The organism is Paraglaciecola psychrophila 170 (assembly GCF_000347635.1).
Taxonomy (GTDB): domain Bacteria; phylum Pseudomonadota; class Gammaproteobacteria; order Enterobacterales; family Alteromonadaceae; genus Paraglaciecola; species Paraglaciecola psychrophila.
Window position 1 is genome coordinate 4207648 of record NC_020514.1, and the last position, 14392, is coordinate 4222039.

Genomic DNA, 14392 nt, shown 5'->3' on the forward strand with positions numbered 1-14392 from the left:
TTAGATGTTCCCTTTGCAAAATAAAAACTGGCCAGCAACCGCTGTATTGCGGGGCGGGTTGACTATTGTTTTTATACTGTGGCTGGCAACAGTGATGTCACGATATGACGATAACCCAATTGAAAAACAGCAAAAAATTAACGTAAAACAAGCACCTAGTAATATTGTCATCGAACAACTAATACTGCCGCCCGTTCCTGTACCTAAAGCGAAGCCACAAGCATCAGCAGTTTCAGAGCTGGCTAATCAACCACCAGAATCCGCAATTAAACAAGTCAAACAGTCACCACCAGTAAACAAGCAACAAGTAGAACAGGTCTACAAACAACTTAGTGATCAAGGTATAGATATACAAATTGCCTGGCCGCAACAGGTACACCAACAACAAGGGGCATCAGACTTTATGTACCAGTGTGCGGGTATGCAGTTTGCAATGTTAAACGGTAACAAGATCACCAAAGTTAATCAGTTTGCTTTAAGTGATTACAGTGACTGGATACGTGTCGCCCAAGGTAACTTGTCGAAAAAAGAGCAACACTGGATAACGGCTTATTCTCTAGCAGGCACGCCGATAAGATTGTTTCCTCGTAACATTGATTTACGCTTAGCCCAACACTTGGCTAACGCCCTTAAGGGTGCGCTATTAGTTAATTTAAGAGCAAACTACCAAGTGAGTAATCAAAGGTTATATCTGACGAAAATCCAGCTTAACAACCAAGCTATAAAGACGAGTTGGGAGCTTTATATAGGCGAATGTATTTGACCTGAATCATTATAAGCCATAGCGTCCAGCACCGTTATTATCACGCCTATCTTTGTTGATCATGATCATAATAAAGCGCTATTCCTTCACAAGCTCGCCTTGATAAACGCAATAAAAACAGCTCAGAATGTGTTCGATGCCCTAATAAAACAATTATAACTATTTAACATACTGTTTTTGTTATAATTGTTTTGAGGGTGGCGGCATGTTTCATCCAGGGTTCAGGTTAATTAAAAAACTCTAATTTGTCATTTTGCTTAAGCGGAATTTTCAACATTCAAGCCGAAATTTTGCAAAAAGAAAGCGCGACTAATTCTGACAATCATGTCGACACGTTAACTTATTAACACCAAGAGACTTTGTTTCGGTGGGATATTTCTTAAATCAGCTCTATTTTATCCGCTTAGTGAAAAGCTCAAGTTGGCAAATTAGAGACTATTCTATTTACATCTTGAATTACCCCTTTGGCGATCTACGCTCATCGACCTATCTCAGCCGAACGACTCCTATGTCCAACTTTGCACACGGTCAAGCAACGAGTGTCTTAGACGGCAATGCCACCAAAGGAGACTTTCAGTGCTTAATCAATTCAAGGGAGGGAAAGACTAAGTAGTGCGCACTAGTATTGCTAACCCAAAGATAACAGCTAACCAATGTTCATAATGAATGTCTGCGCAGTTAGTACAAATCTCCCAGACTCACTGTGTATAAGTTTAAGTTGACCCTGCGCTAAATTTTCTTATCCCTCCGCGGTCCTGAGGGGTCACCTATTAGCCAGCCGATATCTATCTGAGGCCTAGGCAAGAATAAAGTTATCTGATTCTGCTTCGGTGTACCGGTTATATTATTCACAGCATTTGTTTTCTATTGATCATGCTGGCTAAATATACCCATCATTCACTCATCTGCATCTAGGTCAAGAAATACCTCCCCTTCCCCCACCCTGCTCAACTGAATGACCACGTCAAACCCATCACACAATGAATAAAAGTTCACAAACGTTCTGATGAAGATAAACTCAACACTCTCTCTACCTCGTTTTTTAATTCTTCTTTGTTAAATGGTTTAACGATATAACCGATGCCGTCTGGTATCGGAAGTTTACCGGATACGGATACCGTTTTGTCTCCATAAGCAGTCACATAAATGACAGGTATATTGTCTCTTTCTTGGATTATTAAGGTAGCCTGTAGACCATTCATATCACCGCTCAACTTAATATCCATTAAGATCAAGTCTGGCAAATCTCTGTGGGACTGTATAATCGCCTCCTCAGCGGACATGGCGATACCTGTTACCTCATAACCAAGCTCACGCATGATCTCCGATTCATCAAATGCAGTTATGGCTTGGTCTTCCACGATAAGCACACGTTTCTTGGTCATCATTGTTTCCCCTCAAAAGTAATCCAAACCGAAGTGCCACAGCAACCGTCTATACTAATTTCGCCATTAAGTTGTGTTGTCAATGCACCTATCAATTTCATGCCTAGAGTCGCGCTTTTATGAAGGTTAAAGTCCTCTGGAAGCCCAATACCATCATCAACAACCTTCAATTCCATCCTTCCTTTATCAGCTCGTCGCATAGTGACTTTAATGTTTCCAGAACGTTCGTCAGGGAAAGCGTGTTTGATACAGTTAGAGTACAATTCACTGAAAATTTGTCCACAAACAATCGCGGTGTCTATGTCGATATTTATTTTATCCACTTCGACGAGAGTCTCCACCTTTTGACTATTAATCCGGCTGCTATCAACTGTGTCTGCTGCAATCGCATTAATGTAGTCCCTGGCATCAACAGCCGTAACATTATTGGATTGATGAAGGCTCTCATGAATACGAGCCTTAACCTGATAGGGGCCGTGACAACTCTTCTAGCGCTTTTCGAGAGGGTACGTCAGGGTCGGCTCGTGCCTGTAGTGACGACATGCTGGAAATTATGTGTAGGTTATTGGTAGGTCGGTGATGGATTTCTTTAAGCAGTACCTCTTTTTCTTTAAGTGAAGCTTTGGCCTTTTCACCAGCACTTTGTAGTTCAACCGCACGTGCTTCTTTTTCATCGTTTTGGTAGGCGAGCTCTTTGTTCGCGATGACCAGTTCAGCGTCACGTGCATCTTTTTCTTTGTTTTCCGCGACGAGTTTTTCTTTGGCTATGACTAGCTCAGCTTCGCGTGCATCTTTTTCTTTGTTAGCGATGACTAACTCAGCAGCACGTGCATCTTTTTCTTTGTTGGCGATGTCTAGCGCCGCCAAACGTGCATCTTTTTCTTCGTTTTCAGAAACGAGTTTTTCTTTGGCTATGACTAGCTCAGCTGCGCGTGCATCTTTCTCTTTGTTAGCGATGACTAGCTCAGCAGCACGTGCATCTTTTTCTTTGTTGGCGATGACTAGCTCGGCCACACGTGCATCTTTCTCGTCGTTATCAAATATGAGTTTTTTGTTAGCGATAGCTAGCTCAGCTGCTCGTGCACCTTTTTCTTTATTAGCAATGACCAGCTCAGCTGCTCGTGCACCTTTATCTATATTGGCGACGTCTAACTCTTCGGCAGTAGCCATATATTCTTGATTAGCTGTTTCTAACTCCTCAGCAGTGGCTCTAAGTTCTGCGTAGTTGGATTCAACATTTTTGAGTTGATCTCGATTAATTCCTCTCGTTCTATCCAATTTCGTTTCTAAGACTATAATTTGTGCTTCTAATGCTTGTTCTTTCTTCTTTGCAATGTTGGCAACAGTTTCTGCTTGCAAAGTAGCATATTCAGAGGCTATATGAGCATCTTTAAGCTGACCACCCAGTTCGCTTATTCGAAGAAGTAATTCATCATTTTTAGTCTTATACATAAATTTTAACACCAGGTTCAAATGATATTATGAAATGCCGTAGACGAGATGATAATGATTTAGTTATTTCACAAAGTAAGGTTAGACCAATTCTATTTAATTTGAGATCTAATCATATTTATTTTATGACATTATCTGATGGCAGACCGATGCAACGCTGTTATCTCAATAAATCCATTACTAATAAACGACCGTCATTAACGCCTAAATGGTCTTTTTAGCCTATAAATCGTTACTTTAAATGGAATTAAGCTTCTTTATGACATAACAATGTCATCAGCAAACGTTACTTGGCGTTTTTCAAACAGTGGTTCGTCAGGTAGATAAAAAAAAGCTCAGTTGTTAAGGGTCCCCACGAATATTCAAGCATTAAAATTGCCAGCAATCATAATTCTAAGTTTTAACACTGCAGTTTCAAATTGCACGCAGAGCAATTTGAAACTGCTTGTATACGAAGCCTCGCAACCCTAAATAGTGAAACGATAATACTCGCCTTGTCTTAAGTTAACTTAACTGTGTTCGCTTGATAACGACGGTGCAAACCAACCATGAATATGACCAAGCCTATAATGTTAGCCAGAATACTAGCAAGTATGGCGAACAGAATGAGTACTGCATGCGCTTTACGTATCGGCTTTTATGATGTTCAAAACCCAGTCCAAATAAACTACTTTTGATATCCCTAAACTCTTGATTCGAGGAAGTGAAGTGACAATTAACCAAGGGTTTGTAGCGCATATTACATGGACATTTGAACACTTAGATTGTCGGGCAATGTTATGCTGCGTTAAACTAAGTCGCCCTTTGCTTTCACCTTTAAATAGCACCAAGGTACATGCTAAAGGTTGGCTGCTGCAAATATAGCTAGTGAAACCTTTCGGTTGACTGGTAGCTCGCTTATATAACTCAGAGGTATGCTCCCAGTCCTATTTCTGATTAACATACCTCATCGGCTTTCGGACTCTTACTGCAAAGTCACACCCCAATGCGATGACGTCTCTAAACCAAGTGGTCTTATAACCGGCATCTGCCACTAATATCGGTTTAACATCGTCATCGATAATCGTCTTTAATTTTGCCAAAACACCTTGTGTGTAACGTTTTTCTTTTGTGCTCATACTATGAACTTCTTGATAAATAGCCACTCCTCGACCATTAAAAACCACGGGAGCCCTCAGCAAAAGCAACTTTTATGCGTATCTAAATCCGACCAGTCAATCAGAATCATAGGACGTGATGAAGCATTCGCATATCGCGTATATATTGCTTGATAGGTAAGTAGGTAATTAGGTAATTAGGTAATTGTTCATTCACAATATGTCTATTAGACAACAAACGGTCGGCTTTTAAAATGCGATTTTTTTCATATGCTAAAGATGAAATCCCACGTCTAATAACGGTTACACTGACTTTAGTTCCATTTAACAAACTGCTCACACAACTTGTTAACGACGCTCATCTCACTTTATGTATTTTAGGCGTGACAGCTGTAAGGAACGTCTTCAAAATAACAACTTCACTCATGGTATGGGTCTTTAGTGATGTTTAGCGAGTGATCTGCTTACCGAATACCGTGAATGTTCCACGTTTTTTAAAATGACTTACCTGTTTATTTCGTGGGGATACCTCAGACTCTGACAGCCATTTCCCACTATTTTTAGAGCGTCAGCTTTCCAGACTGGTTAACCACTTGTAGACCCCCCCTGTTTTCTTATTTTATCGATGATAGTCACTACGACGGTTAGTGGAACTCGCGCCAAAAAACAAGGGGATATTCGACTGTCTGGTTCGATTATTGGTTATCTGGATTTTGATTCATTTTTCTACCGCTTGGCTCGCCCTGATTAGCCTAATCTGGATTGCTCTGGTGATGTATAGTGGGTAGGGTGATTTCGAACCTGGCGCCGCCGCTGGTATTCACCACAACGATCTTGCCACCCATCTCATTAACTATACCGTAGGACACCGACAACCCTAATCCGGTCCCTTTACCCACCTTCTTGGTGGTGAAAAACGGTTCGAAGATATTCTCAAGTAGCGCCACAGGAACTCCTGGGCCATTGTCTTCAACGCTGATACTCACCTGTCCCTGTGGCTCAAATACCACAATAATCTGAATGCGTTTTGGCGCCACCCCAGAAGGATGCGCAATCAGTTCGTCGCGCGCGTTGCGGATAAGGCTCAGCAGCACCTGCTCGAACCGAAGCGCATATCCGAACACCTGCGCATCTGCCTCGGTGGGCAGAGCCAACACCAACTCAATGCTAGACAACTTTAACTGCTCACCGATCATGCCGATCGCGCCTCTCACGGCATCACGAGGGTCGAATGGCTGAGCCGCCTCATTAGCATCGCGGCCGAACGATCTCAGATGGCCTATGATTTTCGACGCGCGAACAACATTTTCCTTGATGCGCTGCATCTTCTCCAACTGGTATTCTGGGCCAAATTCGCCACGCTTGAGGGTTCTCTCAACGTTGCCTGCCGCCATTGATATTATGTTGAGCGGCTGGTTGAGTTCGTGCGCCACTCCGGTGGCCATATCCCCCAGGCTGGCGAGCTTGCTCGAGTGTACCAGTTGCGCCTGCAATTTTTTCTGCTCGCTGATCTCCCTGATCACCATAGCGATCCCACCGCTATGAGTAAGCTGCTCACGAATATTGAGTGTCTTACCCCCAGCTATGACTATCTCAAATTCGCTTGGCAAAGAGCGATGAGCTATCAAGCGTTTGGCTACCCATTCTTCGCGATCTATGATGTGCGTGATAATCTCGCCAGCGTCAAACAAAACCCTTAGATGATCCTCAAACAGCACACCAATTTGTACCGAATCGATGACTTTCTCGTGCATGTGCAGGTATTCCGGGTTGGTGAATACAAAGCGGTCATCACTGTCTAGAAATGCAATTCCCAGCTCAAGCTGGTTAATGGTATCAACCACCTCAGCCATTTCATCGCGGCTTCGGAGCAGTTCGGAAGTCAGCTGCTGCGTCTTCGCTTCCTGCTTTTTCAGGTTTTCGTTGGCTAACCGAAGTACACCTCGCTGGGCCGTCAGTTTGCCGGAGAGCTTATTCGCGTCTTCGAGAGCCATCTTATTTACCTGGAATAGCTGGAGCATGTCAACGGCCACATCGTGGGTGGCGAAATCTGCGAAACTCAGTTTATGTATGGCGATCTCGGAAGCGTCGATAAACCAGGGAGATCCGAGAAACAGCAACACATTCTCGCTAGGTAAAAATACGAACTCGCCGCGCAACTTGAGATCACTGGCACGGTGTTTAAGAAGGAAAAATGAACCGGCATTTTCGAGCACCCAGTCGACACAAAAAACACCCTCTGGTCGGATCGATTCGAATAGCTTATCTATACTCACACTGGGGAGGATATCAGCACAAATACGTTGTAGTGTTGTTCCAACCTGCAGTATTTCCATCTGCATGTTCAACACTAAGTGGAAAGGGAACGCTGTGGAGAACTGCTGCGGCGGAAGACCAAACTGAGATGTTGAGCGCGGGTTATCTTGTTTCATTCGATAGCGTCGTTCGACCACTTGACATCAAAAACATCGTGATCTGCACCTTGTTCTTTAGATTCGACGAGGTGAACAGTAACCGGCGTATTGAACAACTTGCCCAGTCCTTGCATCAAACCAATGACAAAATGCACCAAGCCTGCGCGGTGCGTCCGATAGTGCAGCTTTAGTGAGTTTTCCATTACGTCCGTACACTCGAAACCGGGCGGTTGCAACTTCGGAAACAGCATTTGCACTCTTGAATGAAAGCCCGGCAGGTTGGCCAGGAACTCGGGCAAGGTGCTACCGTTGGCCTGCATCAAACCGCCGTAACCTTTCTGCGCTGTATGCAGCACCCAGTGCTCACCGAATGCCTCAAGAACCGCCTCTGCGGGAATTTTCAGTACCTCACTTGCCGCGCTCACCAACTGGAAAGTCATTTCGTCTGGGTACGCTTCGTTGCTCATGAACACGTCTATGTCGACCCCAGCACAGGACTTAATATCTTCCCATACCGACTCGCCAAATTGCGTGCAGACCATATCTTCCACTGCTTTATTAACCATTCCGTACATAATACATCCTCTTACCTTTAACACCTGATAAATGTTTTACCCTGTTTTCAATCAGCAAGACCTTTATAAATTGCATCGAACTGTTCAGAATTATTACGTAAAATGTCCAACATTTGCGGGTCAAAATGCGACGGATCAGTTCGTCCGTCACCATCAAGCATGATTGACAACGTTTTCTCTTGATCAAACTCCGGTTTGTAAGGACGTTTTGACCTAAGCGCGTCATAAACGTCAACCACAGCAACAATACGAGCTTCAATAGGGATTTCTGTTCCTTTGAGACCTCGAGGGTAACCACCTCCATTCCATCGTTCATGATGATTTCTTGCAATCGTTGCTGCCATTTTCATGACTGAATGTTCTGCATGAGACAAAATATTAAAACCATTTTGTGAATGCTCTTTCATAATTTCGACTTCATCAGGGTCGAGTTTTCCAGGTTTTAATAAAACAATTTCGGGCGTGCCGATCTTGCCTACGTCATGCAGTGGCGCCGCTAACAACATCATATGTTGACGCTCTTCTGACCAGCCAAGTTGATGAGCCATAAATTTAGAATACTCACCAATTCGCTGTATATGATGACCCGTTTCAGGATCTTTGAATTCGGCTGCCACAGCAAGGCATGTCAACGCTTCGTCATACGCATCTTCAACATTCTTCAGAAGGTTGCGAACCTTAATCGTTTTTGCATGTACATCAGCTTCAAGACTAGCTTGGTAATGCTCTTTGGTGCGCCTCAAAGTGACCAGTTCTTCTGCTCGACGGACGACATGGCAAAGGTGTTCAATATCAATCGGCTTTTCAATAAAATCCAAAACACCCAACTTCAATGCAGAAATAGCTTCTGCTGACCCACCGTGCCCTGTCATAATAATAAACTCAATATTACGATTTTTGCAGCTTTCTTGTTTAGCCTCGCGGATCATTTCAATACCGTCCTTCCCCGGCATTTGAATATCTGTAAGGACAATCGCAATCTCATTATCACTTCGAAGAATATTGAGCGCTTCTTCTCCATTGGCTGCTTCACAACACTTATAGCCTTCCGCGTTGATCGTTTCGAGCAGTTCTTCACGAATATATGCTTCGTCGTCGACTATTAAAATTTTTGTTATCAAGGTGAATTCTCCTTAGATTTAATTTTCAAGCCTTAATTTAATTATTTCTGTCAGCTCATCAATATCTAATGGTTTTCGTATAAAAGCAAAACCTTGCTTTATGACACTATCTTCAACATCAGAGCTGCCATGCCCAGACATGACTATAAAACAAAGCTTATTATTAAACTCTTCTTTTAGGATTTCGACTAAATCTAACCCTGACTGTCCAGGCATTTTTAAGTCTGTTAAGATTAGTGCAATATCAGGATTGTTACGCACTATTTTTAGTGCGTCCGTTACATTGCTTGCAGTTATAGGATCATACCCTTCAAATTCCAATGCTTCTGAGGCTTCTTCAAGTATGAATGGTTCATCATCCACAATTAACATTTTTATTCTTTTCATTTAAATCCCCATCAGATCTATTTTTTGAATTATGTTATTTGTTGTCGGAAGTGTGATAGAAAATTTTGCGCCATCAGTAATATTTTCCGCAATGATAGTGCCGCCCATTTCCAAGATAATTCCGTAGCTCACAGATAAGCCTAAGCCGGTTCCTTTGCCCATTTCCTTTGTTGTAAAAAAAGGTTCAAAAATTCGAGAAAGTATATGTTCAGGAATTCCGCCACCAGTATCTTCAGAAGAAATGGTAATCATCCCATCCTTTTCAGTAATACTAAGTGTGATCCTTGAACCCGATATATTGTCTTTCATCGCATCTCTTGCATTGGCCAAAAGATTCAGAATAACTTGCTCCATCTGAATAGTATGTCCCATCACTTTGCTGCATTTTTCAGGGAAATTAGTGGCTACCTGAATACCCGCTAGTTTGAGTTGTGCTCCAAGTAGACCAAGGGCATTAAAAACAACCTCGCGAGGATCCACCATTTCTGATTTTTCCTCGGCCCTACGACCAAACATTCTCATATGATCAATAATTGCAGCTGCGCGAGACGTCTGCCCTTCAATACGCACTAATTTTTCAAGTATATACTCAGTGTCTTTGTTACTTTTTTGGCCTTTAATTCTTCGACGACTATTGCCTGCAGCCATACGTATCACATTAAGAGGTTGATTTAACTCATGAGCAACAGAGGTTGCCATTTCACCAAGCGTGGCCAGTTTTGAAGCCTGAACTACCTGAGCCTGAGATTTCTTAGTTTCTGTAATATCTTGTCCAACACCCACGACCCCGATAATTTGGCCATAGGCATCCCGTCGAGAAGTGGAGTTCAACAACACATCCACCCGATCGCCAGTTTTGGTATATAGAGGAAATTCATAGTTAGCCGACTCTTCACCTTGAAGGGCTTTATCCAATACCCCTTTAACCGAGGCCTTGTAATCTTCGGTGATAAACCCGGCCACCAGATCTTTTCCCATGACATCAATTTTAGCAAAGCCAGTGAGTTGCTCGGCGCACTGGTTCCATTCGTTCACCAGACCTGCGGCATCAATCCCAAAAATCGGGGCATTGGCCGTATCTATTAACTGAGTTAAATCATTGGCAACACTTTCCTGCTCAAGGCGGATCTTATTGAGCTCGGTGATATCTTGTCCAACCCCCACAACCCCCATAATATGACCTGCGGCATCCCGGCGAGAAGTGGAGTTCAACAGCACATCCACCCGATCGCCAGTTTTGGTAAACAGCGGAAATTCATAGTTAGCCGACTCTTCACCTTGAAGGGCTTTATCCAATACTTCTTTAACCGAGGCCTTGTAATCATCGGTGATAAACCCGGCCACCAGATCTTTTCCCATGACATCAATCTTAGCAAAGCCGGTGAGTTGCTCGGCGCGCTGGTTCCATTCGTTCACCAGACCTGCGGCATCAATACCAAAAATCGGGGCATTGGCCGTATCTATTAACTGAGTTAAATCATGGGCGACACTTTCTTGCTCTTTACGGATCTTATTGAGCTCGGTGATATCTTGTCCAACCCCCACTACCCCCATAATATGACCTGCGGCATCCCGGCGAGAAGTGGAGTTCAACAGCACATCCACCCTGTCTCCAGTTTTGGTATACAGCGGGAATTCATAGTTAGCTGACTCTTCCCCTTGAAGGGCCTTATCCAATACTTCTTTAACCGAGGCCTTGTAATCTTCGGTGATAAACCCGGCAACCAGATCTTTTCCCATGACATCAATCTTAGCAAAGCCAGTTAGCTGCTCGGCGCGCTGGTTCCATTCGTTCACCAGACCTGCGGCATCAATACCAAAGATCGGGGCATTAGCCGTATCGATTAACTGGGTTAAATCATGGGCGACACTTTCTTGCTCCTTACGGATCTTATTGAGCTCGGTGATATCTTGTCCAACCCCCACAACCCCCACAATACGACCTGCAGCATCTCGGCGTGAAGTGGAGTTCAACAATACATCCACCCGATCGCCAGTTTTGGTATATAGAGGAAATTCATAGTTAGCCGACTCTTCACCTTGAAGGGCTTTATCCAATACCTCTTTAACCGAGGCCTTGTAATCTTCGGTGATAAACCTGGCCACCAGATCTTTTCCCATGACATCAATCTTAGCAAAGCCGGTGAGTTGCTCGGCGCGCTGGTTCCATTCGTTCACCAGACCTGCGGCATCAATACCAAAAATCGGGGCATTAGCCGTATCGATTAACTGCCTCAATTCAGTGGCATTTTTACTGATCTCCAGTTGTGCCTGTTCACGCTCAGCGACCATCGACAAATCCTTCAACATACCAATAACGATATCTCTTCCGTGATATTTTATCTGCCTAATAGAAATTTCAATTGGAAACTCTTTGCTATTTTTGTGTTTCGCTCGCACCTCAACCCGCTTTTTCCCTAAAGCTTGATATTGATCAATGTTAGAAAAAACAGAAAAACCGGCAACTTGATTTTTGGAAGTGAAATTATGCACAATGAGTTCAACCGATTGGCCAATCAATTCTTGCTCTGTATATCCAAATAACTTAATAAGTGAATGGTTTATCGAACTAATTCGCCCGGACATATCAGTCGAGACAATCGCATCATCAACATTGTTGAAAATCTCATTCAGGTAAAATTCATTGTTGCGCAGCTCAAGTAAAAGCTTGTTTGTGTGCATTCTTTGTTTTTGTTGCACTATCAAATATCTCGTCGTTACAAACGTCAATATCAAAGAACAAAATAAAACGATCAGGGCCTCAATATTACCTAAGTAATCCATTTTATTATTGGATATACATTGATAAAGCGACCACTCTTGATTGGCCAACAACAAAGGCTTTAATTGACACAGTCCATTCTGTGCTTGTTTTGCTTCCTCTAAGGTTTGGTAGGGTGACATGACTGGATAAAGAATTTTTTGACCAACTGCTTCATTATTGTCAAAAACAAATATTGTTGATTGAGGATGATTATCGCCTAATAAGGTTTGAGTCTTAAAGAGGTCTTGTAGTTTCAAAACCCCGAGACTGTAGCCTTTTAGTAACGCCCTTTTTTCAGCTAACGACTCTGGTACCAAACCATTCGAATAAATTGCCTTTACTACCAACAAACCAGCACCATGCTGCTGACTTTGTACGAGTTCGACGATACCACTAGCGATAAAAACACCTGTATCACGCGCCTCTTGTATTGCTCGAAGTCTTTGCGGATGGGTTGACAGCTCAAAACCTAAAAGAGTCTCATTACCTTTAAGCGGTTCAACAAAATAAACGGGAAAGTATACATCACGTTCACTCGCTGCAACCATTTCACCTTGGGGATTCTCTTCTGTAAAAGTGAAATTTGTGAATAGATCTTTTTGAGCCTCACTTTCAAAACTGGCGCGCTCTGAATGCTTAACTTTGGGTATCCATTCAAGGGCTAAAACATTAGGAGAATCAATTAACTCGATGGATGCAAATGTAGAGAATTCTTTTCTGCTGACCTCGTTAGATGCTGCAAAAAGTGCCGAGATCGCATTAATTGATTTTACTGCATTGTCAAACTTCTCTTGTATCGAGTTTAATTGACGTTCAGTGACTTGAGCTAAGTTAATTTCTTGTTTTTCAAACGCTAAGCTATTGACAAATAAAAACAAAGCAAATGAAATGAACACACCCATAATTGTAATAAATACAATTATATTGCTCTGTTTCTTCATCACATCAGCATCATTAAGAATATTATTTACCATTAATGGTCCTCGAACATATCTATTTACAGAATCCATTCTCACATGCTTGGCTTATAAGGTAATAGATCCGCTTATTTTGTTCAGACACTATAGTCCCATTAGTATCTCTTATTTATAGATCAACAATAAAGGGTTTACTCAATAGTTGGTTAGACCTAGAAGTACTAAGAGAACCCCATATTTCACTGCTTATTAATAATAAGTTCAGGCCGCTGACAGTGATCGTAAGACTCTATTAAAGGAAGTCTAATAGTAAAACAAGCGCCATCAGTTGTATTTGACGCAGTAATAGTGCCGTTCATGTCATGCACGATACCATACTTGCCGATAAGCCTAGCCCAGTGCCCTTACCCACCTCTTTGGTGGTGTAAAACGGCTCAAAGATCCGTTTTATCAATTCTACTGCGATACCGTGGCCGTTATCCTGAATGCTGATTTCTGCGTGTTTATCCTTAAAAGCCATCGACAGTCGAATCCATTTAGAACCAATGTTATTTAATACGGCATCACGACTGTTAGTCAAAAGATTGATAATCACCTGCTCCATCTGGATACCATGACCTAGTACCTTGCCACATCCACTGCAGTCTTCGTACGCGGTAGTAACATCAATCTCATCTAATTTGAGCCGTTCTCTCACCAAATCAAGAGCGTTATTAATTATCTCACAAGGATTGAACTGTCCTTCTGGCCCCTTTCCTACACCTAAAGCGGAGCCACAGGCATTAGCATTTTCAGAGCTGGCTAATCGACCACCAGAATCCATAATTAAACAAGTCAAACAGTCACCACCAGTAAACAAAAAACAAGTAGAACAGGTCTGCAAACAACTTAGTGATCTAGGTGTCGATATACAAATTGCCCGGCCGCAGCAGATACATCAACAACAAGGGGCATTAGGCTTTATGTACCAATGTGCGGGTATGCAGTTTGCGATGTCAAACGGCAACAAGTTCACCAAGGTTAATCAGTTTGCTTTAAGTGATTACAGTGACTGGATACGCGTCGCCCAAGAAAATTTGTCGAAAAAAGAGCATCACTGGATAACAGCTTATTCTCTAACGGGCACGCCAATAAGATTGTTTCCACGTAACATTGATTTACGCTTAGCCCAACACTCGGCTAACGCTCTTAAGGGTGCGCCATTAGTGAATTTAAGAGCAAACTACCAAGTGAGTAATCGAAGGTTATATATGACGAAAATCCAGCTTAACAACCACCCAAAAAACGCCAGTTGGACACTTTATCAGGGCGAATGCATTTTGAATGATGGATAATTAAAAACTCAATTTATCACTATGTTTGAGCAGCTTTATTTCGGTAGGGTTTTGATTACATCAGTACTATTCTAAACGCTTAGTGACAGCTCAAGTGGGCAAGTTTCAGACGGTCGATGAAATTGACTGTATGACTCCTCAGAGCGTGGAACGGTCATACGACCAATCGTAGCCGAACGACTG

Annotated in this window: 12 protein-coding genes; 2 read left to right on the forward strand and 10 right to left on the reverse strand. The window is 42.7% G+C overall.

Going from position 1 to position 14392, the window contains the following annotated elements:
• The first annotated feature begins 4 nt into the window (after nucleotides 1–4).
• Nucleotides 5–763 (forward strand): hypothetical protein, encoded by a 759-nt coding sequence (locus C427_RS18405; RefSeq protein WP_007639203.1) that lies wholly within the window; start codon nucleotides 5–7, stop codon nucleotides 761–763.
• 992 nt (nucleotides 764–1755) lie between these two features.
• Here C427_RS18405 and C427_RS18410 read toward each other — a convergent pair.
• From C427_RS18410 to C427_RS18455, 10 genes are all read right to left on the reverse strand, one after another.
• Entirely contained in the window at nucleotides 1756–2151 is a 396-nt protein-coding gene (locus tag C427_RS18410; RefSeq protein WP_226991177.1) for a response regulator, read from the reverse strand.
• Complete coding sequence (locus tag C427_RS24200; protein ID WP_236613711.1) at nucleotides 2148–2489, reverse strand: sensor histidine kinase; 342 nt, start codon at nucleotides 2487–2489, stop codon at nucleotides 2148–2150. Before C427_RS24200 ends, C427_RS18410 begins: the two co-directional genes overlap by 4 nt.
• 118 nt (nucleotides 2490–2607) lie before the next feature.
• Entirely contained in the window at nucleotides 2608–3600 is a 993-nt protein-coding gene (locus C427_RS24205; protein ID WP_015431183.1) for a histidine kinase dimerization/phosphoacceptor domain -containing protein, read from the reverse strand.
• Between the two features lie 926 nt (nucleotides 3601–4526).
• A complete protein-coding gene (locus C427_RS18425; RefSeq protein ID WP_007639190.1) occupies nucleotides 4527–4766 on the reverse strand; it encodes a transposase in 240 nt (79 codons plus the stop codon).
• A 683-nt stretch (nucleotides 4767–5449) separates the two neighbouring features.
• Complete coding sequence (locus C427_RS18430) at nucleotides 5450–7129, reverse strand: ATP-binding protein (protein ID WP_148285928.1); 1680 nt, start codon at nucleotides 7127–7129, stop codon at nucleotides 5450–5452.
• Nucleotides 7126–7686, reverse strand: coding sequence for a heme NO-binding domain-containing protein (locus tag C427_RS18435; RefSeq protein ID WP_007639181.1), 561 nt, complete (start codon nucleotides 7684–7686; stop codon nucleotides 7126–7128). The genes C427_RS18430 and C427_RS18435 overlap by 4 nt, the downstream gene beginning before the upstream one ends.
• A 47-nt stretch (nucleotides 7687–7733) precedes the next feature.
• Entirely contained in the window at nucleotides 7734–8807 is a 1074-nt protein-coding gene (locus C427_RS18440; RefSeq protein ID WP_007639179.1) for an HD domain-containing phosphohydrolase, read from the reverse strand.
• Between the two features lie 18 nt (nucleotides 8808–8825).
• Nucleotides 8826–9194, reverse strand: coding sequence for a response regulator (locus C427_RS18445; RefSeq protein ID WP_007639177.1), 369 nt, complete (start codon nucleotides 9192–9194; stop codon nucleotides 8826–8828).
• The gene (locus C427_RS24210; protein WP_015431186.1) at nucleotides 9195–12932 is read right to left on the reverse strand and encodes a PAS domain S-box protein; all 3738 of its coding nucleotides are present in this window, start codon (nucleotides 12930–12932) and stop codon (nucleotides 9195–9197) included.
• A 298-nt stretch (nucleotides 12933–13230) separates the two neighbouring features.
• Nucleotides 13231–13572 carry a sensor histidine kinase gene (locus tag C427_RS18455; RefSeq protein WP_226991237.1) on the reverse strand — a complete coding sequence of 114 codons (342 nt, stop codon included), beginning with the start codon at nucleotides 13570–13572 and terminating at the stop codon, nucleotides 13231–13233.
• 34 nt (nucleotides 13573–13606) lie between these two features.
• On the opposite strand from C427_RS18455, the gene C427_RS18460 reads away from it, so the two are divergent.
• Nucleotides 13607–14209 (forward strand): hypothetical protein, encoded by a 603-nt coding sequence (locus C427_RS18460; protein WP_007641043.1) that lies wholly within the window; start codon nucleotides 13607–13609, stop codon nucleotides 14207–14209.
• Nucleotides 14210–14392 lie beyond the last annotated feature (183 nt).

Excerpts from the sequence above, each read along its gene's own strand:
- C427_RS18405 (WP_007639203.1), top strand. The coding sequence starts at position 5 with ATGTTCCCTTTGCAAAATAAAAACTGGCCAGCAACCGCTGTATTGCGG.
- C427_RS18410 (WP_226991177.1), bottom strand. The coding sequence starts at position 2,151 with ATGATGACCAAGAAACGTGTGCTTATCGTGGAAGACCAAGCCATAACT.
- C427_RS24205 (WP_015431183.1), bottom strand. The coding sequence starts at position 3,600 with ATGTATAAGACTAAAAATGATGAATTACTTCTTCGAATAAGCGAACTG.
- C427_RS18430 (WP_148285928.1), bottom strand. The coding sequence starts at position 7,129 with ATGAAACAAGATAACCCGCGCTCAACATCTCAGTTTGGTCTTCCGCCG.
- C427_RS18435 (WP_007639181.1), bottom strand. The coding sequence starts at position 7,686 with ATGTACGGAATGGTTAATAAAGCAGTGGAAGATATGGTCTGCACGCAA.
- C427_RS18445 (WP_007639177.1), bottom strand. The coding sequence starts at position 9,194 with ATGAAAAGAATAAAAATGTTAATTGTGGATGATGAACCATTCATACTT.
- C427_RS24210 (WP_015431186.1), bottom strand. The coding sequence starts at position 12,932 with ATGGTAAATAATATTCTTAATGATGCTGATGTGATGAAGAAACAGAGC.